The organism is Paraburkholderia sp. BL27I4N3, from assembly GCF_003386115.1.
Taxonomy (GTDB): Bacteria; Pseudomonadota; Gammaproteobacteria; order Burkholderiales; family Burkholderiaceae; genus Paraburkholderia.
The window spans coordinates 1,238,087-1,262,046 of the sequence record NZ_QREJ01000001.1 but is presented as its reverse complement, the minus strand read 5'-3'; the positions used below and the strand labels follow the sequence as shown (position 1 = coordinate 1,262,046).

Below are 23,960 nucleotides of genomic sequence, written 5' to 3'. Positions count from 1 at the left end.
GTCGAGTCATTGACCAGCCCGACCTGTGGTCGCCCCCGCCAACGTCGTCTCAATCGATTAGCATCAAACCTACACAACTAACTTCAATGGACGCCTGGGAGGACGGGCGAGGCAGCTGCATGAACTTCTACAATGGCGCCCAGTGCAGCGGCGAATATTTTGTTGGCTCGTCGTCGCGACGTTCGACAAGAAACCAAAACCCCTCGATCATCTTAAACGGAACAGGCCCGGCAAATGCCTTGCCTGTTCCGTATCATCGGCTGACGCGTCTGGAAGAGGCTTTTCGCCTAGCCTTTAGCTGCAAATGACTCGTAAAGCGCCGGGCGCCGATCCCTGATTTGACGGACTTCGGCGCGCTCACGCGAAACCCTGAGGGTCTCAAGGTTAAGGGTACTCGACAACAGGTCCTCTCCTTCCTTGCCCACCGCGTAGGTGCCGTCCTCGATCTTGAAGCGGTTGTCGATTGGGCAAGCCACGAAAGCTCGCCCACTGGCCGTTGTCTGATAGTCAACGGGAATTTCGAGCGGGCCGACGAGCGTGGATACACACACGTACAGTTGATTCTCCAGCGCCCGTGCGTGCGCACTATGCCAAACACGCCAGGTGCCCCGGGCGTCCGTCAGCGAAGGAACGAAAAGCACTTCGACGCCCTTTCGAACGAGATATTGCGTCACCTCGGGATACTGGACGTCATAGCAGACAAAGAGGCCGCACGTTACGCCATCAAGGTCGAAAGTCATGATGTCATGGCCGCCCTCGGTCGCGATAGCCCTTTCGGCGCGTGTCATATGCATCTTGTCCTGGCGCAGCGTGGCGCCGTCCGGCCGGAAGACGAAAGCACTGTTGCGGCCGATACCTTCCTCTTCGTGCCAAAACGAAGCCCCGACAATCGCAACCTGCTCGCGTGCCGCTATCTCCGACAAGATGCGACAGTAGTCACCAAGCATGGGCGTCAGCACGCGGCGATAAAAGGATGCTACGGCCTTATTGTCAATTTGCGCCGCCTCGGGATCGATCCACAGCAACCCGATACAGGTCAGTTCAGGCAACAACAGCACTGTGCTACCTGCTGCTCTCGCTTCGGACGCCAAGCCGCCGACGTGCTTGCCGAACGCAGCTAGCGTTGGGTAACGACGGGTACCAAAAGATGCAATCGAAACCTTCAGTTCGGAAGTCACTTTTTACTCTCCATCCAGTGCGCGAGAAGCGCTTTCCTGTCTACCTTGCCCGTGTTGCCCAATGGCAATGCGGTCGCCGGCACGATATATGCCGGGATCTTGAAGTCCGCAAGCTTGCCCTGACACCAGGCCTTCAGTTCCTCGTCCGCCGGCAGCGTGCCACTGCGCGGCACCACGTACGCTGCCACCAGTTGCCCGAACTTCTCGTCCGGCACCCCGATGACCGCCACGTTTTGCACCGACTCATGTCCGGCCAGCACCTGCTCGACCTCGGCCGGCGCGATATTCGCCCCACCCCGGATGATCAGGTCCTTGCTCCGTCCGGTGATGTAATAAAACCCTTCGCTGTCGCGATGCCCCAAGTCTCCTGTACGAATCAGGCCGTCGTGAAACAGCTCACGCGTCTGCGCCTCGTTTTTCAGGTATCCCAGCGTTGCCGACGGGCCGCGCACGTAGTATTCCCCCTCCACGCCATCGGGCACGTCGCGCCCTTCCGGATCGACAATCTTCACCACCGCGCCCGGCGCCACCTTGCCGATTGCCCGGGCCGGCACCGGCGCCGGATCGTTCCAGTAACGACCAAAGATAGGCCGCGTTTCCGTGAGCGCGTAATAGTCGTCAATGCGCCGAGCAAACCGCTTCTCGAACCGCTCATGCAACTCCGTCGACAGCGGCGCGCCCGCCGAGATCAGCAGCCGCATGAACGACAGGTCGATCTCCAGACTGTTCTGCTCGGCATACTCGAGCATCATTGCGAACATGGTCGGCACGCCTTGAAACACCGTCGCCCGGTGCTGCACCAGAGCCTCCAGCACTTCGCGCGGATGGAACCGGCGCAGCAGCACCGCCTGACCGCCCGACTGCAGCGTCGCCCCCGTCGCCGTCGTCAGCCCGTAGTGGTAGCCCATCGGCAGCGCGACCACGTTCACGTCCTGCGGACCCATCCCCCACATCTCGATAAGCGATGCGTTACCGGCCACCTCATGGACCTGCGACATCGCCACGCCCTTCGGCTTGCCTGTCGAGCCAGAGGTATAAACCATCAGGAACGGGTCCAACGGGCCGTTGACCGGTGTGACTTCACATGCAGGCGCGTCGGTCCCCATGAACGCGTCCAGTGTCATCCCCGGCGTCGTCCCGCCTGCGGCCAGCGCCGCCGCCGCGATATCCTGCATGCGCTCGTCATACACCAGAACGACCGCCTCAGCGTGCTCGAGAAGGTAGGCCACCTCCGCCGCGCTCAGACTCGCATTCACTGGCACAAACGTGCCGCCGAGCCGCGCAATCGCGTAATAGAACAGCATGATTTCGGCCCGGTTCTCGCACAACACCGCAACCGGACGACGACCGTCGAAACCCAGCATCTTCAGCCGCGCCACCGTGCGGTCAATTTCATGCACCAGATCCGCGTAGCTCAGGGCACCCGTTGCCGTGCGTAGCGCCACTTGTCCGCCGTCGCGCTGTGCGTGTGCCTCGATGTCCGTGTTCACCATACAAACGTTTCCCGTTGAACGCGCGCCGCTCAATGCGCCGCAGCCGCTACCGGCTTGCGGTGCATCATCACCTTCCACTCGCCTTCCTGCACCACCTCGCCGCGCTGGTTGACGATCGCCACATAGAAATTCACGATGCCCGTACCCGGTTTCTTCGTCTCACGCTTGGAGGCCACCTGTTCGCGCACATGGATCGTGTCACCGATCTTCACCGGACCGCGCATGTCCCACGTCATGCCCAGGAACGCAACTGCGGTGCCTTCCTTGATGCCGAGCCGGCTCTCCAGACCCGTCGCGATTGCAAACGCTGCCGGACCGTGCAGGATGCGCCCGCCAAAGACCGTCGTCTTCGCAAACTCCTCATCCGTATGCACCGGATTGTGGTCACCCGTCACCGCCGTGAACATCACAATGTCGGCTTCCGTAATCGTGCGCCGCGGTGACTCCCACTGCGTACCAACTTCCAGATCCTCGTAATACTTCGCATTCTGACCAATTCCAAGCTGCGTGCTAGTCTGAGCCCCAACCGACATAAAATTCCCTTTCATTTATTGACTGCGCGGCGTACCCCGCGAACCGTCACATCAAACCTCGGCTGCCTCTGCGGCCTCTGCCATGGTCGAGAAAGTGACCCCGCCCTGAGACTGCATGTGCCTGATCAGTTTTTCCAGCATCTTGACCCGCGGACCCCGTCCGATAATTTCCGGGTGACAAGTCAACGTAAATAATCCGTCTTCCTCATGAGCGCAGTCGAACTCCGCCGCCCATAGCGAATAAACGTCATCCGTCAGTCGGAGGCCTTGGAAAACCGGGCGCGACATAAACTGGAAGTACGGAAAGTCGTCCAGTTCCCATGCCACAGGAAACTCGAGGATCGAGCTTTCAGTGCCAAAGGCAAACCGCTCCTCGCCCATCGCATCGCCTTTGCGCGCGCGAAAAGGGTGGAAGTCCGAGGCCATCAGACTGCTGTCATACCGAAGGTCGAACTCTTCAAGCAAATTGATGGTGTTGTCGCTCAGGTCCCAGGCAGGTGACCGGTAACCCACAGGTCGCTTCCCGGCGATCTCTTCGAGCACCTTGATGCTCCTGGCCAGCAGCGACCGCTCTTCCTCGAGCTCCAGACCGACGGGCGACTCGTGAACCAACCCGTGCAGACCAACTTCGTGCCCGCTTTCAACCAGCGCCTTCACTGCCCCTGGAAAGGTACGTGCGGTGTGCGCCGGCGTAAAAAATGTCGCCTTTACGCCGCAACGATCGAGCATCGCGAGAATTCGCGGCATTCCAACGCGCGCACCGTACTCGCCACGCGATAGAGGCGTGGGGCTGGTTTGTTTGAAAGTGCTCAGCCAGATGGACAACGCGTCGAAGTCGAACGTAAGGCAAACGGTTGTCATGACGGGAGCCCCAATGTGTCGGCTTCGCCGCCTTCCAGCATGCGACGCGCGATCACCAACTTGTTGATGTCGTTTGTACCTTCGCCAACCAGATACAGCGGCGCCTCGCGATAGATCCGCTCGATCGCGAATTCGTTGATGTAGCCATAGCCACCGTGCACGCGCAGCGCATCTTGTGCGATCTCAACACATGCTTCGCTCGCATACAGCTTGGCCATCGCTGAAAGCATGTCGGCGCGCTCTCCCGCTTCCTTCTTCCGTGCGGCCTCAGCGGTGAGAAGGCGCGCTGCCACAAGCTTCGTCGCCATTTCAGCCAGGCGCAGCTGCACCGCTTGATGGCGATCGATGGCGACCCCGAAAGCCTTTCGCTCGCTTGCGTAGCGTGTTGCTTCGTCAAGCGCGTTGGCCGCAAGCCCGACCGCACTTGATGCAATAGCGATACGGCCGATCTCCAAGCCGTCCAGCAGCTGCCGCAGCCCTGCGCCTTCTGCGAGCCCAACCAATGACGCCGCCGAGACCTGTGCGTCTTCCAGTCGGATCTCAACGGTATCGACGAGACCAAAGCCCATCTTGTGAAAAGTGCTACCCACCGACACGCCCGGCGCTTTCTTCTCAACGAGGAACAGGCTGAGACGAGGTTTGCCGGTCTTCTCGTCCTTGCCCGTCCGGGTCAGCGTCAGCAGCACCGTAGCCTTCTCGCCGTTGGTGACAAAAATCTTGTCGCCCCGGATACGATAGTTGTCGCCATCGAGTGTACCGACCGTTGTGATCGACTGGAGGTCGGATCCGGCACCCGGTTCGGTCAGGCAGAGCGCCCCCCGGTCTTCGCCCAACGCCATGGTCGGAAGGTACTTGCTCTTCTGTTCTTCGGTGCCGTGCGTGGCGATCACGTAAGCAACAGTCGCGTGACTATTTATGTAAGCAGCAAGCGTCGTCCAGCCTGCGGCCAGCACTTCCATTACGGCAGCGAACACGGGTACTCGCAACTGAAGACCGCCGTACTGCTCCGGGACCGCCAGACCGAACAGGCCGAGCTCAGTTATGCCAGCCAGCAATTCGGTCGGAAAAGTCTGCTCGCGCTCGAGTTTCGCTACCTGAGGACGCACCTCTTTGGAAACAAATCGCCGAACTGCTTCGACAATCTGCTTCTCTTCGTCAGAAAATTCGAATGTGCTCATTTACGTTGCCGTCCATCCACCGTCAATTGCGATCGCCTGCCCAGACATATAGCTAGCGGCGTCCGATGCCAAAAATACTGCTACGTCCGCAACCTCTTGCGGAAGGCCTCGCCGGCGGGCCGGAATGGTGCGCTTCCATGCTTCGGGATCTGCGCCAACGCCGCGATTCATCGGGACCGTGTCCGCGCCGAGGATCGTCCCCGAATTCTTCCGCACGTCTGTCTGGATCGACCCGGGACAAATCGCATTCACGGTAATGCCCTGTTCGGAGTAGTCGCACGCAATCTGCCGCGTCAGCCCAACTACCCCAAACTTCGCAGCGGTGTACGATGCGCCATCCGCCGCACCGCGCAGACCGCCAACCGACGAGGTATTGATAATCCTCCCGCCTGAACCTTGAGACAGCAATTGTTTCAACGCTGCCTTGCATCCGAAGAAACAGCCCTTCAGATTGATGTCGATGATTTGATCCCACAACGCCGTCGTTGTTTCAAGGCAACTTGCGAAGCCGTCAAATACACCAGCGTTGTTAATCATGATGTCCAGTTTGCCGAACCGGCTTACTGCCTCGGCAACCAAACGCTCTACTTCAGCTTCGATTCGCACATCTGTCTTAACAAAATACACGTCGCCGCCTTCCGCCTTAATTTCACTGGCCGCGCGTTCGCCTTCTTCGACGAGGATTCCGCCAATGACCACCTTCGCGCCCGACTTGGCGAGAGTGCGTGAAATGGCGAGACCAATTCCAGTCTCGCCTCCAGTAATCACAGCAACACGTCCGGAAAGATCAAACATAGATTGCGCCTCCTAGAATTCATATCCGTCTTCCTCGCGCGCTTGCGCATTCGGAAGACTGCGGACTAGTTCGCCCTGATAAAGACCACTCGACAGAAAAATTCGACCCAGCGGTCAGTATGCACCAATCCGCTTGAAAGTCAAAATCATTTGGCCCGTGCCGCAGATCGCGGGCACCCTAGCCCAAGGCCCTAGCAGACGGATGGATAGCGACCGGCTCAAGACGTGCCCCCCGTGCTTATACGACACCTCGGCGACGCGTCGGGCACGCATGCGCAATACCTTAAAAGTGGCAGGGAGAATAGGCAGCCAGCCGTGGTGGCTTTATAAGGGTGACGCCGCTGCCCACTCGTCGGAGTGGTCACACACGGCCAGATTTCACGTCGCTGGATGAACGCGCGGGAGAATTAAGCAGGAGCGCATTCAGAGAAAATACAGAGGTTACCCAGTCAGGTACGGCAGGAACGTCAAGCGCTCGCTAGTTTCGTGGAAGGTCTCGTGATCGCAGCCCTGCCCGGCACGGCGGGCGACGCAAAGCCGTCCATCAACATCGTTACGTAGTGCTGCGCGATTATTGGCGCAGGTAACGCACCGTCGGACTTGAACCACGTATAGAGCGAGTTGCACATGCCGAGAATTGCACGAACGGCAACGCCCGGGGGAATATCCTTGAAGACGCCCTTTTCGACGCCGTCTACGTAGAGCAGTTCAAGCTTCGCGTCATACTCGCGCTTGCGCATTGCCATCTGCTTACGCTGCTTTTCGTCGAGCTCGCTTTCGTCTCTGTAGTAGATCGCGTTCCACTCGGAACGTTCCATCACGTGCTGGGCGTGCTGAATGATCAGTTCCGAAAGTGTTTCCTTAGGGCCCAAGCCCAACTCCGTGACCGACGAGATCATCCGAAAATAATCATCGTAATTGCGCGCGAAAATCTGCCAAAGGATCTCGCTTTTGCTGCGAAAATAATAGTAGACAACCGATTTTGTATAACCGAGATTCGATGCGATATCGTCGATTGTTACCGCCCTGAAGCCCCGACGGGCAAACAAGCTTACAGCGGATAGCAATATCTCGTCCTGCACATACGCCTGCTTTCGTGCCTTGAGTTCCTGACGGCGTTCGTTGGTCATATTCGGTTCCTTGCAACGTGATGCCGAAGCGGCAGGACATCGGTTGTCACGGGCCGCTGCGTTCGTCCACTTGCGCGAGTTCTTCCAAAAGCTGACGCGCGCCCGCGCTGACGCTGTCCGGAATCGGGATACTGCGCCGGTCAAGCAAATGAAAATACACCGAGGTCATGTGCACCTCGGCGGCGAGCTTGTGACCCGGCCCAAAGAGACGATGGTGCGACTTCAACGAGCTGTTGCCAACCTTTGTCACGTCGCTCTCGACGCGAAACAGATCCCCTACCTTTAATTCGCCGCGAAAATCAATTTCATAGCGAACGTCCGCCCATCCTTCGTTTCGGCTATGTCGCCACTCCGGATCGTAGCCGATCGACTCAACGAGATGCCACATCGCCTGATCGAACGCGGCAACGTAGTACTGAACAGTCATATGGCCCATTGCGTCCGACTGTGCAGGATAGACCACACCCCGGTAAGTTTGCATGGAGGTTCAATTCCGTAACTAGAATTCACACCACTATGGAACAGGTTGAATTGTCCGATTTTTTGACCCGCAAGTCAAATTACAATTGCGAACAGAATTCAGCCTGAGGCGGTGTATGGGTCGCCAGATCGCGTGTGCCCCACTTCGGCTCGCCCTCAATCGGGAGATGTCGAAGCAGGGTATACGATCGGCAAGCTCGTCGACTCTTCTGTCGAGACGCGTCTTCTCGGGTCAACCGAAGGTCTTCTGAAGCACGGACTGCACTTCGACCCACGTCTTGCGGGTCTTCTCAGTGACCGACCTGTAATGCGCATCCTTCGGCTGCTGGTAATAACCTACACGCGAAATCTGGTACGCATTCGCCTTTCGCAGGTCCGCAAGCGGTTCGGCGACCTTCAGCGCCATCAAGTTCGGATTGATAACTGGGACGTCGGCCGGTGCGCCACCGTTGATCAAATAGGTCTGGTAGCAGGCGGCGATGATGGTGCAGTTCAGAATGATCGCTTCCGCTCCTGTCTTCTCGACAGTCCGCTTTGCAACTTCTATCACGTCCCGCCCAACCGCATCCGCGTCCTTAATCATGTCGCGGATGAACCAGTTGATAACTTCGAAGCCGCGGATGTTGCCGTCGAGTCCCGTCACCTTCGCATAGTCGCGCATGTACTCGCAAGCCTTCAGGTGGTCTGTCACAATTGCCACCGACCGGCCGAAGTAAGGAGCCATCTGCAGTGAAGCTTCCATTGGCCCTATCACAGGAATGTCCACCAACTCCCGCCCCACACGCACGCCTGGGTCATAACAGCAGCCAGAAATTACTGCATCGTATCCGTCCTCCTGCGAACGCTGGATCGCCTCGAACAATTGCATCTCCATCATATGCTTCGGATAGAAGTAGTCGGGATCTGCCGTCGCGCCCTCGAGGTGCGTAATCACCAACTCCGTACCCTCGGATGCATAGTGAGAAAGCGTGTTGTGAATGATCTCGTCATAGGCAAAGGTGCCAAACGGATTGATAAAATTGATCTTTCGTGCCATTGCCTGCTCCTTCCAATTTCATGCAAGACTTGCTGACTGCCGGCGATCTGAGATTGACGATCGCCGACGCTTCATGCGTAACCAATTTACTGGACCGCAATTGGGCGAAGATCGAACCCGCCAATCGACCCGCGAATGTCGTTCGTGCTCGGCATAAATGTGAACTCGTAAACCTTGTTTGTCGAGAGTGATTCCAGGTTCATCATTTCGATGATGTGGACACCCTGTTCAATCAGTGCATAGACGTGCATCGGATCGCTGCTACCAGGCTTCTTGGGTGGATAAACCTCCACACCGGTTGTATCGCCACCGATAACCATCGCCCCTTGGTCCGCGATGAGCCACTTTGCCGCGGCCATGCCGAGGCCCGCATAGTTGCGGTCTTCCAAGACTTTACGATCGTGGCCGCTTTCTCCCCAGTAGCGATTCATTCCGGTGCGAACGAGAACAACCTTCTCCCCGCTTCCACTTGATCAAGCCGTCGCCACCCGCGAAAGCGGGACCGCTTGATGCAATCGCCAATGCAACGGCAGCGACAACCGTGCTTACGAGCCTCATCTTGCGTAATCTCCAAGAATTTATTTTCTGTTTTCACGGGTACGAATCGCCCGCGCAGGACCTGACGACCATGCACAACAACACTGAAAACCGAGACAATCAATCGGCCGCAAACAAACTACTTTGTTTTCACCAGCGCGAAACGTGTGACGAAGCGCACCAGCGAAAGGAACGTTGCTACGCTGCTAGCCAGGAGGGTCGCCTCGTGTCCTCTTGCGCGTGGTGTGGTCGCCTTTAGGCGCGTCCCTCCATCCAGTGCGCGAGAAGCGCTTTCCTGTCTACCTTGCCCGTGTTGCCCAATGGCAATGCGGTCGCCGGCACGATATATGCCGGGATCTTGAAGTCCGCAAGCTTGCCCTGACACCAGGCCTTCAGTTCCTCGTCCGCCGGCAGCGTGCCACTGCGCGGCACCACGTACGCTGCCACCAGTTGCCCGAACTTCTCGTCCGGCACCCCGATGACCGCCACGTTTTGCACCGACTCATGTCCGGCCAGCACCTGCTCGACCTCGGCCGGCGCGATATTCGCCCCACCCCGGATGATCAGGTCCTTGCTCCGTCCGGTGATGTAATAAAACCCTTCGCTGTCGCGATGCCCCAAGTCTCCTGTACGAATCAGGCCGTCGTGAAACAGCTCACGCGTCTGCGCCTCGTTTTTCAGGTATCCCAGCGTTGCCGACGGGCCGCGCACGTAGTATTCCCCCTCCACGCCATCGGGCACGTCGCGCCCTTCCGGATCGACAATCTTCACCACCGCGCCCGGCGCCACCTTGCCGATTGCCCGGGCCGGCACCGGCGCCGGATCGTTCCAGTAACGACCAAAGATAGGCCGCGTTTCCGTGAGCGCGTAATAGTCGTCAATGCGCCGAGCAAACCGCTTCTCGAACCGCTCATGCAACTCCGTCGACAGCGGCGCGCCCGCCGAGATCAGCAGCCGCATGAACGACAGGTCGATCTCCAGACTGTTCTGCTCGGCATACTCGAGCATCATTGCGAACATGGTCGGCACGCCTTGAAACACCGTCGCCCGGTGCTGCACCAGAGCCTCCAGCACTTCGCGCGGATGGAACCGGCGCAGCAGCACCGCCTGACCGCCCGACTGCAGCGTCGCCCCCGTCGCCGTCGTCAGCCCGTAGTGGTAGCCCATCGGCAGCGCGACCACGTTCACGTCCTGCGGACCCATCCCCCACATCTCGATAAGCGATGCGTTACCGGCCACCTCATGGACCTGCGACATCGCCACGCCCTTCGGCTTGCCTGTCGAGCCAGAGGTATAAACCATCAGGAACGGGTCCAACGGGCCGTTGACCGGTGTGACTTCACATGCAGGCGCGTCGGTCCCCATGAACGCGTCCAGTGTCATCCCCGGCGTCGTCCCGCCTGCGGCCAGCGCCGCCGCCGCGATATCCTGCATGCGCTCGTCATACACCAGAACGACCGCCTCAGCGTGCTCGAGAAGGTAGGCCACCTCCGCCGCGCTCAGACTCGCATTCACTGGCACAAACGTGCCGCCGAGCCGCGCAATCGCGTAATAGAACAGCATGATTTCGGCCCGGTTCTCGCACAACACCGCAACCGGACGACGACCGTCGAAACCCAGCATCTTCAGCCGCGCCACCGTGCGGTCAATTTCATGCACCAGATCCGCGTAGCTCAGGGCACCCGTTGCCGTGCGTAGCGCCACTTGTCCGCCGTCGCGCTGTGCGTGTGCCTCGATGTCCGTGTTCACCATACAAACGTTTCCCGTTGAACGCGCGCCGCTCAATGCGCCGCAGCCGCTACCGGCTTGCGGTGCATCATCACCTTCCACTCGCCTTCCTGCACCACCTCGCCGCGCTGGTTGACGATCGCCACATAGAAATTCACGATGCCCGTACCCGGTTTCTTCGTCTCACGCTTGGAGGCCACCTGTTCGCGCACATGGATCGTGTCACCGATCTTCACCGGACCGCGCATGTCCCACGTCATGCCCAGGAACGCAACTGCGGTGCCTTCCTTGATGCCGAGCCGGCTCTCCAGACCCGTCGCGATTGCAAACGCTGCCGGACCGTGCAGGATGCGCCCGCCAAAGACCGTCGTCTTCGCAAACTCCTCATCCGTATGCACCGGATTGTGGTCACCCGTCACCGCCGTGAACATCACAATGTCGGCTTCCGTAATCGTGCGCCGCGGTGACTCCCACTGCGTACCAACTTCCAGATCCTCGTAATACTTCGCATTCTGACCAATTCCAAGCTGCGAAGAAGTATTTGTGCTCATTCTCGTATCCTGTTTAAAAGAGGTCGACGTCTCGCGCTACCCATGCCAAACTCCACCACCCGCACCGCGCCGGGCGACGCCTGAGCGACGCATGGGTGCTAACCAGCTTCGCTCGGGCAATGCGACGATTACTTCGCGTCAGCGTAGCGCGGGTCGCCCACTTTCGAGGCGTCCGGATTCAGACCATACGATTTCAAGATCTTCGCAATCTCGCCGTTCTTCTGCATCTCGTCGATCGTCGCGTTCAGCGCGGCGCCCAGCGCCGCGTTGCTCTTGTTATAGAGAAAACCTGTTTGCGCAGGCTTCACCGACGAACGGACGCGGTCATCAGGATCTGCAACGGTAATCTTGAACCCCTTAAAGCCGCCCTTCTTTTGGGCCTCGATACCAGCCGTATAGGTGTCCACCGCAGCGTCGATACGGCCAGTCTGGAGGTCCTGCGCCATCGCCACGGGGTTCGGATACAGTTTAAGCTTGTCGCCAAAGATCGCCTGAAGCTCCGGCACCCAGAGGTAACCCTGAACAGTGCCAATAGTCTTTCCCTGCAAATCGTTCAGCTTCTTTGTCCCTTCTTTTGTATAGATGCCCATCAATTCGAGATATAGCGGATCCGAGACGCCCATGACTTGAGCGCGCTTCTCGGTTCGATACCACGAAGCAGATGAGATATCGGCTCGCCCGGACACCACGTATTGAAGTGAAGCAGCGTCGTCCGCAACGGCCGCCTTGACCGTCAGGCATTCATTTTCCGCGAAGCGCTTCAAGATTTCCGCGTCAACGCCTACGAATTTCTCGTCCTGCACGTTATCGAACGGAGGATAGGAAATCGTCGATACGGTCAGGGTTCCGGGCGCCACGGTGTCAAACTTGTGAGCAGGTGTACAGCCTGCCGCAAATACCGATTGCGCCGTTAGGACTCCCGATAACACTAAGGCCGCGTACGAAATTTTCAAAGCTGAATACTTCATTTTTTGCTCCTCTCTCCGATGAATCACCGTGGTTTAACTTCGATAAATTCAGAACCGTTGTGTCGCTATTCGTGGCGGGAAAAGTGCCGCTCCATTCGGCCGATCATCAGCGTCGAAGGCACGCAGATACACGCATACAGCAAGCCCGTAAGAACGAGCACCGGCATGTACCTAAAAGTGCTGGATCCAATATCGTTCGCGCGGCTCACCAGTTCAGGCAGGGCGACGGTGAAGCAAAGCGACGTCGCCTGCAAGATGAGCAGCGCATAGCCAAGCAATGGCGGAATCGCAACTCGCAATCCCTGCGGCAAGACGATGAGTCGGAAGCTGTCTCTCGGGCTAAGACCGATTGCAAACGCTGCCTCGCGTTGTCCAAATGGAACCGAAAGCAGACCTGCGCGCATGATCTCACTGGTATAGGCGCCGGCATTCAATGCAAGTGCCAACACTGACGAAGCGAAGGAAGATAAGGTAAGTCCGGTCGTCGGCAATCCAAAATAGAGAAACTGCAGCAGGATTAGAGCCGGCGCCCCACGCCCAATTTCAATGAATACCACCGCAACTGTCCGGAGAACCCTGGATGGCGAGCCCACACATACCGCGAGCAGCAACCCAAGAGGAATGCCCAATACCAGGCATGCGATAGTCACTTCCACACTGATCTTCAGTCCACCAAGGAGGCTCGGCAGCCACTGCGCCCATAGATTCAGAATTTCGCTCATCGTGCAATCCTCAAACGAAGCCGCTTGTCCAACGCGCGGGTACTCCACGCCATAAAGATGCTTATGAAGAAGTACATTACGCCAGCCGTTGCATAGACCTCAATGCCTTTGAACGTGTCCATCGAAACGTGGTAAGCCGCAGAGGCCAGTTCCGGCACGCCGATCGTCGACGCGACAGCAGTGTCCTTCAGAAGGCCGATAGCGTATGTAGCCGACGATGGTAGTGCGACCCTGAAAATCTGTGGTCCGAGTACGTCGGAGTATTGTCGTAATGACGAGAGTCCGAGAACCTTCGCTGCTTCGAACTGCCCGGCAGGTACTGCCTTGAGCGCTCCCCGATAGATCTCGGCGACGTTTCCCGCGGTGATGAGCGCAAGCCCTAGCACTGCAGAGACAAAGGGACTGAGATGCAGCAGGCCACTTCCAATGCCGAAGAACATGAAGAAAAGCCACACGATCGGCGGAATGGAACGCAGCGTCAAAATAATCGACAAGGCAACCGTGTTCAACAACCTCACGTGCGAAACACGCATCGCACAGAGCGGAATAGCAAGAATCGCGCCTCCAAAAAACGATAAAACCGTCAGTGCGATCGTCCACGGAATCGCCCCGACGAGCGCACGCGCTATTAATTGGAGTAGGTCGAACATTATCGATCCCTCACTGCAGAGAGGAACTTGCGAACCCGATCGTTACGCGGACTGTTCATTACTTCGCCGCTCCGCCCTTCTTCGAGAATCACTCCATCCGCCATCACGATAACGCGGTCTGAAACATTCTCGGCGAAACGCATTTCGTGCGTCACCACGACCATAGTCATACCATCGTCTGCAAGTTCGCGCATGACTGCGAGAACTTCTAGTCCCACTTCGGGATCCAGTGCCGATGTGGGCTCATCAAACAGCATGATTTTCGGATCAAGCGCCAGCGCCCGTGAGATTGCGATTCTTTGCTGCTGACCACCGGAACACCGCGCCGGATATTGGCTAGCCTTATTTGCGAGGCCGACCCGCTCAAGCAACTGCATCGAGCGGGCGTCTGCCTCCTTCTTGCTTCGACCCAACACACGCTGTTGAGCCAGGCTAACGTTTTGCAGGACGCTTAGATGCGGGAATAGATTGAATGATTGAAATACCATTCCGAGAGACCGGCGGAAATGGTTCAGTTCGGCCATCGACGGTTTCTTGCCAGCTGTGATGGTCACGCCATCCACCGAGACACTGCCTTCCGTCGGCGGTTCAAGCTGGTTGATACATCGCAACAACGTGCTCTTCCCGGAACCGCTGGGTCCAATGATAGCTAGCACTTCGCCGGCAGCCATCTGCAGATTGACACCGTCAAGTACCTGGTGAGCGCCAAATGCCTTCTTGACGCCATCTAGACGCATCAACGGCACCGTTGCGGCCGTAGTTGGTCGTTTCATACCCACCACCGAAAGATCAGTCATATTCATCGCTTGCTATCAAGATGATTCGTGAAGCCTGGCCTCGGTCGACGCGCGCAGATAGAAAGGCGCTCAGTCGCATCTTCAGTCGCCGTGTACATACCGGCCGGTTATCGTGCCCGGGTCATCGGGTTTAGATACTCATAAACCTTAAAATTCGACCATCGGGTCAGTATGCATGAATTCATACCCGCGTCAAAATTATTTTTAGGGGCAACAAGGCCATCCGTCTAACGCTCGACAATGCTCCCGCGCCTTAGGACCAAGCCGGCAAGGGCGATGCAGCCGCAGCGACCGGTTACTACATCGCAGACCAGGAAATACCCTAGCCCTGACCTCCTCGCATCGAACTACACCGAACTCAGTCGGTGTGGAATGATCCCCAACGACGAGCCCAACAATGACGCGGCACGCCCTCAACTGCTCATTGAACCAATGTCGCGACCACGTCGATGCCTTGGCATTACCCGGGTTAACAGGCATACTGACCCGACGGACTAAAAACAACACCAATCAGTCTTTAATTCCGTTTTCCCAGGTGACACTGCTCAGTGAGTCAGGGGTCGCTCACTTACGAACCCAGGTTCAACATAAACGCGTTTGAACATCAGCTCGAATACCCATTTGGCGACGCAGTACCGGCGGCAGGGACGCTGTGGAAGTCGCGCACAGCGTGTTTTGGGTGCGCATGCCCTTGCCGTTTGCACTTGACCATATCAACTTATGGCTGCTGCGAGACAGTGCGAACGGGGTATCTGGCTGGACGGTGATTGATTGTGGAGTCGCCTCAATCGAGACAAAATCACGGTGGGAGGCGCTGTTCGACGGACACTTGGGCGGTCTTCCGATCCGTCGCATCCTTGTGACCCATTGCCACCCCGACCGTCTCGGCTTGGCTCAATGGCTGGCCACGGGTGGAGATCGAAAGCGATGGGATGCCCGACTCTGGGTGTCACTGGGCGAATACATGTCAGGTCGTGTCGTGGCCAATGGTATGGGTTCAAATGCCGACGCCCACGACGCGGCGCAGCAATTCCAGCTAAATGGCCTGAGCGATTCAAACTTGATCGAACAGGTTCGTGGACGCACCAATTACTACGCCAAGTTGGTTCCAGACATCCCGGCGCGCTATCGGCGGATACAGGACGACGACGTGGTCTCGATCGGGGAGCGGCAATGGCAGGTGGTGACAGGGTATGGGCACTCTCCTGAACATTGCGCGCTTTATCGCGAGAACAGCCGGCTTCTCATACCGGGCGACATGGTTCTCTCTCGCATTTCGACGAATGTCTCGGTCCACGACACGGAGCCGGAGGGTAACCCGCTCGCGTCATATCTTGACTCGCTTGCACAGTACGAGTCGATGGCACCCGACACGATGGTACTCCCGTCACACGGCAAGACTAGCCGAAGTGCTTTCGGCTTGCGCCAGCAAGACGTGTAGCGCCGCGGACCTTTTGCCGGTGCTATTCCGACGCTAGCTCGATGCTCATCAGATGACCTTCGCAATGGGTGAGGCACTCGCGCATCTGCACCTGCTTTGGCATGGCGAAACGCTCTCGCGTCATTGAAGCCGATGGCAGTTTCCGCTTCGGCCTGAAAAAATGATCCTCTTCTCAGACATAACTGAATTCATTGAGGCCTCTATACACAGTCGCGAGGCCGACACCCAGAGGCCAGCCCGCTTGGGTCTAAGAACTCCATTTTGTTCAGCAGAAAGTTTTGAACGAACCCATACAGGTGAAGGCATGTCCAGAAAGTATCGCATCGCCGTCATCCCGGGCGATGGAATCGGTGTAGAAGTCATGCCCGAAGCACTCCGGGCGCTTGATGTCGCCGCGGCAAGGTTCTGGCTCGATCTGGAGTACCAGAAGAAAAAGTGGGCCAGCTGCGACTACTACCCTGAGCACGGGAAAATGATGCCGGACGACTGGAAAGAGCAGTTGCTGCAGTGTGACGCCATACTGTTCGGAGCAGCGGGTTGGTCCGACAAGGTACTCGACCATATTTCGCTATGGGGCTCACTTTTGAAGTTCAGATGCGAGTTCGACCAATACAGCAACTTACGGCCGGCGCGGCTCTTTGAGGGAGTCCCCCCGCCCCTCGCAGGGCGTAAGGTCGGCGACATCGACTTCATGATCGTGCGAGAGAACACCGAGGGTGAATACACCTCGGTCGGTGGCGTGATGTTCGAAGGCACTGAGCGCGAATCGTCCTGCAGGAATCGATCTTCACACGGCGCGGCAGCGAGCGCGTGCTCGACTATGCCTTCGAGTTGGCGCAGCGTCGTGCCAAGAAAATTACTGTTGCGACCAAGAGCAACGGCGTCGCAGTAAGCACGCCATGGTGGGACGAGCGCGCTGCTGAAGCTGCGGCACGGCATCCCGACGTGAAGTGGGACAAACAGCACATTGATATCCTGTCTGCGCGTTTCGTTCTGTCGCCCGACCGGTTCGATGTCGTGGTCGCGACGAACCTCTTTGGCGACATCCTTTCAGATTTGGGGCCGGCCTGCACGGGCACTATCGGCCTTGCACCTTCTGGCAACCTGAATCCTGAGCGAACGTTTCCGTCGCTTTTTGAGCCAGTGCATGGTTCAGCGCCTGATATCGCGAGGAAAACATCGCGAACCCAATCGGCATGATCTGGTCTGCCGCAATGATGCTCGATTTTCTCGGGAACGGCGTTGGCGCGGAGCACGCAGCGGCGAATGCGATTGTCGCTGCAATCGAGGACACGCTACGCCGTGGCCCGCGTACCGGTGACCTGGGCGGACGCGCGGACACTACCGAAATGGGAATGGCAATCGCCGCCCGCATCGCTTGAGTTCCGAGGGGGTTGCCACCGTAGATCGATTCGTTCCCGTATTTGCCCCAAAGCGAGTTAATTCCCTCAGCGATCAGATCGAGCGCCACGCCCTAGGTCACCGCGCCGAACGGTTCCGTCCCACGCTCGGCGCGTGATTCCCCGCGACGCTCGAAATACCCCATTCGCACGTCTGGGCAACGACCCGAAGAGGACTAAGCACCGTCTTGGCAAATCCCTGAATCAACGGGTTCGATTCTGCATCACCACCGAAGGCTTCTGTTTCGACGATTGGCTCCCCCTCGACAGGGACGCGGGAAGCCACCGGTGCGACGCCGTCTGGAATCGGCTTATCGAAGACATTTCGTCACCTTCTTTGTGTAAGCCACCATCGCGATGCCCGCGTCTCGGCGGACGACGTGATCTGCGGGTAGGACAAGAGCAGGGCACCACATGCGCGCCCTTTTTTAACGCTCAAAAAAATGACTAATAAGCACATATTTAAGACCACTTGGTCGGCATCTCAAGAAGGACCTGCTGACGTCGACCATGTGAACTCATCCAAGCGGTCCTTGCGTATCTAAAAATTAGCGTTATATACTATGTGGTCAGTTTTTTAAAACCAATGGTTTTCCCAACCGACTAATAGGTGACACAAATGCTTACACCCATCAACGCCCCCGGCGGTGCCTTCCCCGGCGTCTCGCAGGCAATGCAGATCTCCGGTGGCGACCTCCTTATCTTGAGTGGTCATGTTGGCACCGACGCAAACGGTAATCTCGTCGAAGGCGGATTCGAGGCGCAGCTCCGCGCAACCTACGAAAACCTCCGAGCCACTCTCGACGCTGCAGGCGTCGGTTTCGAAGCGGTTGCACGTATGACGCACTATGTGACTGAGTTTGACCCGTCGCTTCTCCCGATCCTCCGCAAGGTTCGCGCTGAGTTCATCAACAACGACGCACCACCGTCGGCCGCGCTGGTCCCGCTGGTGCAGTTGTACGACAAAGCAGTGCTTGTGGAAGTCGATGGTTTCGCCGTTCTTCCTTCCAAGACTCGTATTTCCTGATTTAAACAATGGCTGATTTCGACGCAGTGATTATCGGCGGCGGTCACAATGGACTTGTCTGCGCGAGTTATCTCGCCAAAGCCGGCAAGAAAGTGTGTGTCCTTGAACGCCGCGGCATCATCGGCGGTGCAGCGGTGACGGAGGAGCTTTGGCCGGGCTTCCACCTCTCGGTGGCGTCCTACTGGATGTCACTGCTTCAACCGAAGATCATGATTGACCTCGACCTCGTCGCCCATGGCGTCAAGGTGCTCCCGACCGCGCCCGGCATCCAGCCGTTTCGCGATGGCCGGCTGTTGGTCTATTGGGATGACATCCAGCGCACCTGCGACGAAATCCGCCAGTTTTCGCCTGAAGATGCCCAAGCCTATCCGCGCTTCGTCAAGCATATGGAAGGTCTCGTCGTTCACCTCCGGAAACTACTGTTTGAGGTTCCGGTCGACCCAACCACGGGTCGAATCAAAGATGTCGCAAAAGCACTCGCGTTCGCTTGGCGATTCAAGTCTATCGGTGCTCGCTTCTATGATCTCTGGGATCTGCTTACGCTAAGTGCGCAAGATTTCCTGCGCCGTTGGTTCGTCAGCCCGGAAGTCTTGGCCGCATTTGGATCATATGTTTCTGGAGCCAGCAGCTTCTTTGGCCCCAAGAATCCCGGGACTGCATATGTGCTAGCGCGCCCATTTATCCGGGATTCCTCGACGGCCGCCGGCCCCGGCGGCCTCGTACAGGGTGGGATGGGCAGTATCACCAAAGCGCTGACGAAAGTTGCGGAGCAACACGGCGTGCAGATAAGGCTCAACGTGTCTGTGGACAAGGTGATCGTCGAAGACGGTAGAGCCAAAGGAGTACGTCTAACAACCGGCGAAACAGTAAGTGCGAGCGCAGTTATCAGTAACGCGGCGTCCAAACTGCTGTTCACGCAACTGGTAGATCAAAAAGACATTCCTGAGGCAGCTTATGATGCAGCGAAACGCATCAGGACCGACTCATCCGTTTTTAAGGTCAACCTCGCTCTGAAGAGCCTGCCAAAATGGACAACGATGGCCAGCCGCGGGCTGGACTTTAGCCCTGGTTCGATCACACTCGCAGAAAGCATGGAAGAGCTTCAATCCAACTTCGAGGCGGTCGAACGGGGAGAGATGGGCGAGCGCCCGTACATGTGGATAGTGACCCCTAGCGCGTTCGACGCGACAGTCGCTCCGCCGGGATTTCACACCATGAATATTATGGGTGGCCACGTCCCCTACCGGCTCAAGAGCGGACCGTGGGATGAAGCTGCTCATGAAAAACTTTTCGACATTATCGCGACGCAAATCGAACGGTATGCATCAGGCTTCCGGAACGATGTTCTGCACAAACAAGTGCTTGCGCCACCCGACATTGAAGCGATGTTCAACCTGCCCGGCGGACATGTTCACCAAGGCGAACTCACTATCGATCAAACCTTCTTCCGGCGGCCGATGGCCCATTACGCGGACTACCGGTCTCCGATTTCAGGACTCTATCAATGTGGCGCATCGACCCACCCCGGCGGCGGAGTCACAGGGGTCCCGGGTCACAATGCGGCAAAAGTCGTGCTTAGCGACTTGCGCTAGTTCCCATTGTTTTATCGGCCGGGACGGTTGATTGCAGCGCGACCGTTCCGCGGAAGGCGACCCTCAGCGCAAACGCGACAATGTGCTAGTGGTCTGCGTCAAACGGATTGCATCTTATTCAGCTTCTTCCTGGCACGCGTGACTTTCGCCAGGATATCGGAAGCCTTTGCCGTCCAGATGAACGGTTTCGGATCACGGTTGTGCTTCTCGACGTACTGTTCGATGGTGCTCACCAGGTCGGGCACCGAGGAAAATGCAGAGCGCCGTAGTTGGTTTTCCGATAGATCACGAAAGAAACGTTCAACCATATTGAGCCAGGAGGCGCTGGTGGGCGTGAAATGCATGTGAATTCGTGGGTGCTTGGCCAGCCACGCCTTCACCTCGGGGTGCTTATGGGTTGCATAGTTGTCTGCAATCAAATGCAGTTCCTTGTCCTTGGGTGTACTGCAATCGATCTTGCGCAGGAAGCCCAGCCATTCCTGATGACGATGTTTCGTTTGGCACTGGCCGATGACAGTGCCGTCGAGCGTGTTCAGTGCGGCGAACAACGTCGTCACACCATTGCGCTTGTAATCGTGCGTCATCGTCTGACCACGACCTCGCTTCATCGGCAAGCCAGGCTGGGTTCGGTCCAGAGCCTGGATCTGGGACTTCTCGTCAGAACTGAAGACCAGTGCGTGCTCCGGCGGATCGAGATAAAGTCCGACGATGTCCTCCAGTTTTTCGGCGAAGTGCTTGTCGTTCGAGACCTTGAAGGTTTCAATCCGATGCGGCTTGAGTCCATGCGCTTGCCAGATGCGCCGCACGCTCGCTGCACTGACGCCGACCGCTGCCGCCATGCTGCGCGTACTCCAATGCGTCGCGTTATCGGGACGTTGCTGCGTGGTCAGCGCCACGATGGCCTTCACTTTGCGTGCCGAAATCTTCGGTTTGCACCCCGAGCGCGTTTGGTCGTGTTCGATACCCGCTACACCGCCAGCGATAAAGCGAACCCGCCAGCGCGCTACCGTGCCTCGCCAGACACCCAGCTTTGCACCGATCTCTTTGTCTGTCAGACCCTGTGCCGCGAGCAATATCATGTTGGCGCGCTCGGCCAGTCGAACCGCGACTGTGCGGCCAGCTGCCCATGTTTCCAGTTGATTGCGTTGCCCTTCGCTCAGCTCGACTTTTTCAGCAATTCTCACGATCCCCCTTCAATCAATCAGGAATACAAAGGAACAAGACAAGAAAATTGCGAATAAGTTGCACTATTTATGACGCACTACACTAGTGTCCCGAGTTAGAAATTAATTGCCTTATTTGCGTTATGTACTAACCTGGGTTCCAGGGTTCGCAAATGAGCGAGGCAACGATGAGAGGAAGACCCAAGACGCCACTGATCCTGAGTGAAGCGGAACGCGGACAGCTGACTGCACTGACGATGCGGCGCAAGACGGCACAGGCGCTTGCCCTGAGAGCGCGCATCGTGCTGGCTTGCGCCGAGGGCGTCGACAACAAGACGGTCGCGACAAGACAACGTGTCACCTCGCATACCGTGTCGAAGTGGCGTTCGCGATTCATCAGTCACCGTGTGGACGGGTTGCTTGATGCACCTCGCCCGGGAGCGCCGAGGACGATCGAGGACGCGCAGGTGGAGGCGGTCGTCGCACGCACGCTCGAATCCGTACCCACGGGCGCGACTCACTGGAGCACGCGTACCATGGCCCACGAGATGGGGATGTCGCAGACAGCCGTGTCGCGGATCTGGCGTGCCTTCGGACTGCAGCCGCATCGGCAGGAGACCTTCAAGCTCTCCACCGATCCATTTTTTGTGGACAAGGTGCGCGATATCGTCGGGCTGTACCTGGATCCGCCACTGAAGGCCATGGTGTTGTGCGTGGACGAGAAGAGCCAGATCCAGGCGCTGGACCGCACCCAGCCTATGCTGCCGCTGGCCCCGGGCATCCCTGAGCGACGCACGCACGACTATATGCGCCACGGCACGACCACACTGTTCGCGGCGCTGGACATCGCCACGGGCGAAGTCATCGGCGAACTGCATCGACGTCATCGCAGCAGCGAATTCCTGCAGTTCCTGCGCACCATCGAGGCCAACGTGCCCCCCCAACTGGACGTGCATCTGGTGATGGATAACTACGGTACGCACAAAACCTCCTCAATCAATATCTGGCTGGCGCGCCATCCGCGTTTTCATGCGCACTTCACCCCGACCTCTGCTTCGTGGATCAACCAGGTCGAACGCTGGTTTGCCACGCTCAGCGAGAATTACATCCGCCGAGGTACTCATCGCTCCACCCGGCAACTCGAACAGGCGATTCGCCAATACATCCAGATCAACAACACCGACCCGAGACCTTTCAACTGGACCAAATCGGCCGACGACATCCTCGCCAGCGTCAAGCGATTTTGTCTACGAATTTCTAACTCGGGACACTAGCTCAGACCATCACACGCGAAACCGGTCTTTGGGCAACCGGCACCGCTTAGAAAGCTGGTATCAGTGCCCCACCGCGGTGGCGCACACCGCCCTTCAAACGTTCCATCCCATCGCGTGTCCCGCGTCAACTAAGCGCGGACGGTTAATCATGTGTGTTTGCCCGGCTTCATCGTGAGGCGCCATCCGCTACATTGGGCTAACACCGCTGGCAGATAGCGCAAATATCGAAGGATGCGCGCAGCTAGCAAGCTAAGCGATCGTGATCAGGATTCCGGATGAATAGAAAATCTCGCGAGCTCTCTAATTGCGCCGTCGATAGCTCTGTCCATTGTTAGCCCTTCGGGCTTGAAATGCGCTTGTTCAACGAAACCATCGAACGGCTGGCCCACCGGCATCAGGTGTGGCCGCTCGGCCGACCACGCCTCCCAGATCGTCATGTCCTGCTCCGGATGCCGGGTCTGCTGCCACAACAGCACGCATTGATCGGCCAGCCAGTCGTTGAGCGCGGCGAGTGAACCGAACGTCGGCACCTTCTGCCAGAGCCGGTGACGGCTGTCCTGGACGTTCTTCTCGATCTGTCCCTTCTCCCAGCCCGAGGCGACGTTGCAGAACTCGGCGTCAAACAGGTAGTGGCTCACCATTGCGCTGAACCGCGCGTTGACCTCGCGGACCTTGCCGGGACGCACCCTGTCGACGGCGGTCTTCATGTTGTCGTAGATGCCGCGGCGTGGAATGCCGCCCCACGCAACGAACGCATGATGATGGGCGTCGAACAGCATCTCGTGAGTCTGCAGCAGGTAGGCACGCAGGAAGAAGGCGCGGCTGTGGCTGAGCTTGAGTTGCGCGACCTGCAGCTTGGTGCGCTCGCCGTTGATGACGGCCCAGTCCTCGCTCCAGTCGAACTGGAACGCTTCGCCTGCAGCAAACCGGAGGGGAACGAACGTCCCGCGTCCGGTCGTCTTCGCCTGCTCGTGTTGTTCCTGTCGCCAGCGTCGGGCAAACGCCGCGACGCGATCATAGGAGCCGGTGAAACCCAGCGAGCAGAGATCCGCGTGAATCTGCTTAAGAGTTCTTCGCTGTTTGCGAGGCCGGGTCGCTTCGGTCTTGAGCCAGCCAGCAAGCTTCGCCGCGAACCCGTCGAGTTTGCTGGGGCTATGACGTTCGGGATAGGCAGGCAGTACGGTGCCGGCCCGTATGTAACGCCTGACCGTGTTTCTGGACACGCCCAGCCGTTTGGCAATCTCGCGCAACGAGACATGATCGCGAAAGTGCCAGCGTCGGATGATGCTCAATATAGCCACGTCGATCACTCCCTTCCCCTGCCCGTTGCCGAGCAGGTCAGTGTTCTACGTGGGTCAATATTCGATGCGAATTACTGCGTAGGGGTGGAGCTGCGGACGAAAACTTGGACTACCTGGAGGTAGTT

The 23,960-nt window shown here is 57.9% G+C and carries 19 protein-coding genes and 4 pseudogenes; 5 read left to right on the top strand and 18 right to left on the bottom strand.

The window, feature by feature from the left end; genetic code table 11:
* Window positions 1-287: 287 nt before the first annotated feature.
* From B0G71_RS05720 to B0G71_RS05645, 16 genes and pseudogenes are all read right to left on the bottom strand, one after another.
* Window positions 288-1,178: a nitrilase-related carbon-nitrogen hydrolase gene (locus tag B0G71_RS05720; protein ID WP_116140309.1), complete on the bottom strand. Its 891-nt coding sequence runs from the start codon at window positions 1,176-1,178 to the stop codon at window positions 288-290.
* Entirely contained in the window at window positions 1,175-2,671 is a 1,497-nt protein-coding gene (locus B0G71_RS05715) for a class I adenylate-forming enzyme family protein (protein ID WP_116140307.1), read from the bottom strand. The genes B0G71_RS05720 and B0G71_RS05715 overlap by 4 nt, the downstream gene beginning before the upstream one ends.
* A gap of 29 nt (window positions 2,672-2,700) precedes the next feature.
* The gene (locus tag B0G71_RS05710) at window positions 2,701-3,219 is read right to left on the bottom strand and encodes a MaoC/PaaZ C-terminal domain-containing protein (protein WP_258875492.1); all 519 of its coding nucleotides are present in this window, start codon (window positions 3,217-3,219) and stop codon (window positions 2,701-2,703) included.
* A gap of 36 nt (window positions 3,220-3,255) precedes the next feature.
* Window positions 3,256-4,065, bottom strand: coding sequence for a polysaccharide deacetylase (locus tag B0G71_RS05705; RefSeq protein WP_116140303.1), 810 nt, complete (start codon window positions 4,063-4,065; stop codon window positions 3,256-3,258).
* Window positions 4,062-5,243 carry an acyl-CoA dehydrogenase family protein gene (locus B0G71_RS05700; protein ID WP_116140301.1) on the bottom strand — a complete coding sequence of 394 codons (1,182 nt, stop codon included), beginning with the start codon at window positions 5,241-5,243 and terminating at the stop codon, window positions 4,062-4,064. The genes B0G71_RS05705 and B0G71_RS05700 overlap by 4 nt, the downstream gene beginning before the upstream one ends.
* Window positions 5,244-6,038 (bottom strand): SDR family NAD(P)-dependent oxidoreductase, encoded by a 795-nt coding sequence (locus tag B0G71_RS05695; RefSeq protein WP_116140298.1) that lies wholly within the window; start codon window positions 6,036-6,038, stop codon window positions 5,244-5,246.
* A 467-nt stretch (window positions 6,039-6,505) separates the two neighbouring features.
* The gene (locus B0G71_RS05690) at window positions 6,506-7,168 is read right to left on the bottom strand and encodes a TetR/AcrR family transcriptional regulator (RefSeq protein ID WP_116140297.1); all 663 of its coding nucleotides are present in this window, start codon (window positions 7,166-7,168) and stop codon (window positions 6,506-6,508) included.
* A gap of 46 nt (window positions 7,169-7,214) precedes the next feature.
* Window positions 7,215-7,649, bottom strand: coding sequence for a thioesterase family protein (locus B0G71_RS05685; RefSeq protein WP_116140295.1), 435 nt, complete (start codon window positions 7,647-7,649; stop codon window positions 7,215-7,217).
* 231 nt (window positions 7,650-7,880) lie between these two features.
* Window positions 7,881-8,684: an aspartate/glutamate racemase family protein gene (locus B0G71_RS05680; protein WP_181916720.1), complete on the bottom strand. Its 804-nt coding sequence runs from the start codon at window positions 8,682-8,684 to the stop codon at window positions 7,881-7,883.
* Between the two features lie 86 nt (window positions 8,685-8,770).
* Window positions 8,771-9,127, bottom strand: a pseudogene (locus tag B0G71_RS05675) (hypothetical protein); the annotation flags it as partial.
* 349 nt (window positions 9,128-9,476) lie between these two features.
* Window positions 9,477-10,973 carry a class I adenylate-forming enzyme family protein gene (locus tag B0G71_RS05670; RefSeq protein ID WP_116140291.1) on the bottom strand — a complete coding sequence of 499 codons (1,497 nt, stop codon included), beginning with the start codon at window positions 10,971-10,973 and terminating at the stop codon, window positions 9,477-9,479.
* 29 nt (window positions 10,974-11,002) lie between these two features.
* Complete coding sequence (locus B0G71_RS05665) at window positions 11,003-11,500, bottom strand: MaoC/PaaZ C-terminal domain-containing protein (RefSeq protein ID WP_116140289.1); 498 nt, start codon at window positions 11,498-11,500, stop codon at window positions 11,003-11,005.
* A gap of 128 nt (window positions 11,501-11,628) precedes the next feature.
* The gene (locus tag B0G71_RS05660; RefSeq protein ID WP_116140287.1) at window positions 11,629-12,468 is read right to left on the bottom strand and encodes an ABC transporter substrate-binding protein; all 840 of its coding nucleotides are present in this window, start codon (window positions 12,466-12,468) and stop codon (window positions 11,629-11,631) included.
* Between the two features lie 65 nt (window positions 12,469-12,533).
* Window positions 12,534-13,190, bottom strand: a complete 657-nt coding sequence (locus B0G71_RS05655) for an amino acid ABC transporter permease (RefSeq protein WP_116140285.1) — start codon at window positions 13,188-13,190, stop codon at window positions 12,534-12,536.
* Window positions 13,187-13,840 (bottom strand): amino acid ABC transporter permease, encoded by a 654-nt coding sequence (locus B0G71_RS05650; RefSeq protein ID WP_116140283.1) that lies wholly within the window; start codon window positions 13,838-13,840, stop codon window positions 13,187-13,189. Before B0G71_RS05650 ends, B0G71_RS05655 begins: the two co-directional genes overlap by 4 nt.
* A complete protein-coding gene (locus B0G71_RS05645; protein ID WP_116148353.1) occupies window positions 13,840-14,637 on the bottom strand; it encodes an amino acid ABC transporter ATP-binding protein in 798 nt (265 codons plus the stop codon). Before B0G71_RS05645 ends, B0G71_RS05650 begins: the two co-directional genes overlap by 1 nt.
* Before the next feature lie 587 nt (window positions 14,638-15,224).
* Here B0G71_RS05645 and B0G71_RS05640 point away from each other — a divergent pair.
* From B0G71_RS05640 to B0G71_RS05625, 4 genes and pseudogenes are all read left to right on the top strand, one after another.
* Window positions 15,225-16,242, top strand: a pseudogene (locus B0G71_RS05640) (MBL fold metallo-hydrolase).
* A 140-nt stretch (window positions 16,243-16,382) separates the two neighbouring features.
* A pseudogene (locus B0G71_RS05635) lies at window positions 16,383-17,460 on the top strand (tartrate dehydrogenase).
* Window positions 17,461-18,097: 637 nt separating this feature from the next.
* A complete protein-coding gene (locus B0G71_RS05630; protein WP_116140282.1) occupies window positions 18,098-18,505 on the top strand; it encodes a RidA family protein in 408 nt (135 codons plus the stop codon).
* Between the two features lie 8 nt (window positions 18,506-18,513).
* A complete protein-coding gene (locus B0G71_RS05625; protein WP_116140280.1) occupies window positions 18,514-20,097 on the top strand; it encodes an NAD(P)/FAD-dependent oxidoreductase in 1,584 nt (527 codons plus the stop codon).
* A 98-nt stretch (window positions 20,098-20,195) separates the two neighbouring features.
* On the opposite strand, the gene B0G71_RS05620 is transcribed toward B0G71_RS05625, so the two are convergent.
* The gene (locus tag B0G71_RS05620) at window positions 20,196-21,281 is read right to left on the bottom strand and encodes an IS630 family transposase (protein ID WP_116140278.1); all 1,086 of its coding nucleotides are present in this window, start codon (window positions 21,279-21,281) and stop codon (window positions 20,196-20,198) included.
* A 152-nt stretch (window positions 21,282-21,433) separates the two neighbouring features.
* Here B0G71_RS05620 and B0G71_RS05615 point away from each other — a divergent pair, with 152 nt between their 5' ends.
* Window positions 21,434-22,534 carry an IS630 family transposase gene (locus B0G71_RS05615; protein WP_116140276.1) on the top strand — a complete coding sequence of 367 codons (1,101 nt, stop codon included), beginning with the start codon at window positions 21,434-21,436 and terminating at the stop codon, window positions 22,532-22,534.
* Between the two features lie 359 nt (window positions 22,535-22,893).
* Here B0G71_RS05615 and istA read toward each other — a convergent pair.
* Window positions 22,894-23,844 (bottom strand): annotated as a pseudogene (gene istA, locus B0G71_RS05610) (IS21 family transposase); the annotation flags it as partial.
* Between the last annotated feature and the right edge of the window lie 116 nt (window positions 23,845-23,960).

Excerpts from the sequence above, each read along its gene's own strand:
- B0G71_RS05715 (WP_116140307.1), bottom strand. The coding sequence starts at position 2,671 with ATGGTGAACACGGACATCGAGGCACACGCACAGCGCGACGGCGGACAA.
- B0G71_RS05710 (WP_258875492.1), bottom strand. The coding sequence starts at position 3,219 with ATGAAAGGGAATTTTATGTCGGTTGGGGCTCAGACTAGCACGCAGCTT.
- B0G71_RS05705 (WP_116140303.1), bottom strand. The coding sequence starts at position 4,065 with ATGACAACCGTTTGCCTTACGTTCGACTTCGACGCGTTGTCCATCTGG.
- B0G71_RS05700 (WP_116140301.1), bottom strand. The coding sequence starts at position 5,243 with ATGAGCACATTCGAATTTTCTGACGAAGAGAAGCAGATTGTCGAAGCA.
- B0G71_RS05695 (WP_116140298.1), bottom strand. The coding sequence starts at position 6,038 with ATGTTTGATCTTTCCGGACGTGTTGCTGTGATTACTGGAGGCGAGACT.
- B0G71_RS05690 (WP_116140297.1), bottom strand. The coding sequence starts at position 7,168 with ATGACCAACGAACGCCGTCAGGAACTCAAGGCACGAAAGCAGGCGTAT.
- B0G71_RS05685 (WP_116140295.1), bottom strand. The coding sequence starts at position 7,649 with ATGCAAACTTACCGGGGTGTGGTCTATCCTGCACAGTCGGACGCAATG.
- B0G71_RS05680 (WP_181916720.1), bottom strand. The coding sequence starts at position 8,684 with ATGGCACGAAAGATCAATTTTATCAATCCGTTTGGCACCTTTGCCTAT.
- B0G71_RS05670 (WP_116140291.1), bottom strand. The coding sequence starts at position 10,973 with ATGGTGAACACGGACATCGAGGCACACGCACAGCGCGACGGCGGACAA.
- B0G71_RS05665 (WP_116140289.1), bottom strand. The coding sequence starts at position 11,500 with ATGAGCACAAATACTTCTTCGCAGCTTGGAATTGGTCAGAATGCGAAG.
- B0G71_RS05660 (WP_116140287.1), bottom strand. The coding sequence starts at position 12,468 with ATGAAGTATTCAGCTTTGAAAATTTCGTACGCGGCCTTAGTGTTATCG.
- B0G71_RS05655 (WP_116140285.1), bottom strand. The coding sequence starts at position 13,190 with ATGAGCGAAATTCTGAATCTATGGGCGCAGTGGCTGCCGAGCCTCCTT.
- B0G71_RS05650 (WP_116140283.1), bottom strand. The coding sequence starts at position 13,840 with ATGTTCGACCTACTCCAATTAATAGCGCGTGCGCTCGTCGGGGCGATT.
- B0G71_RS05645 (WP_116148353.1), bottom strand. The coding sequence starts at position 14,637 with ATGACTGATCTTTCGGTGGTGGGTATGAAACGACCAACTACGGCCGCA.
- B0G71_RS05630 (WP_116140282.1), top strand. The coding sequence starts at position 18,098 with ATGCTTACACCCATCAACGCCCCCGGCGGTGCCTTCCCCGGCGTCTCG.
- B0G71_RS05625 (WP_116140280.1), top strand. The coding sequence starts at position 18,514 with ATGGCTGATTTCGACGCAGTGATTATCGGCGGCGGTCACAATGGACTT.
- B0G71_RS05615 (WP_116140276.1), top strand. The coding sequence starts at position 21,434 with ATGAGCGAGGCAACGATGAGAGGAAGACCCAAGACGCCACTGATCCTG.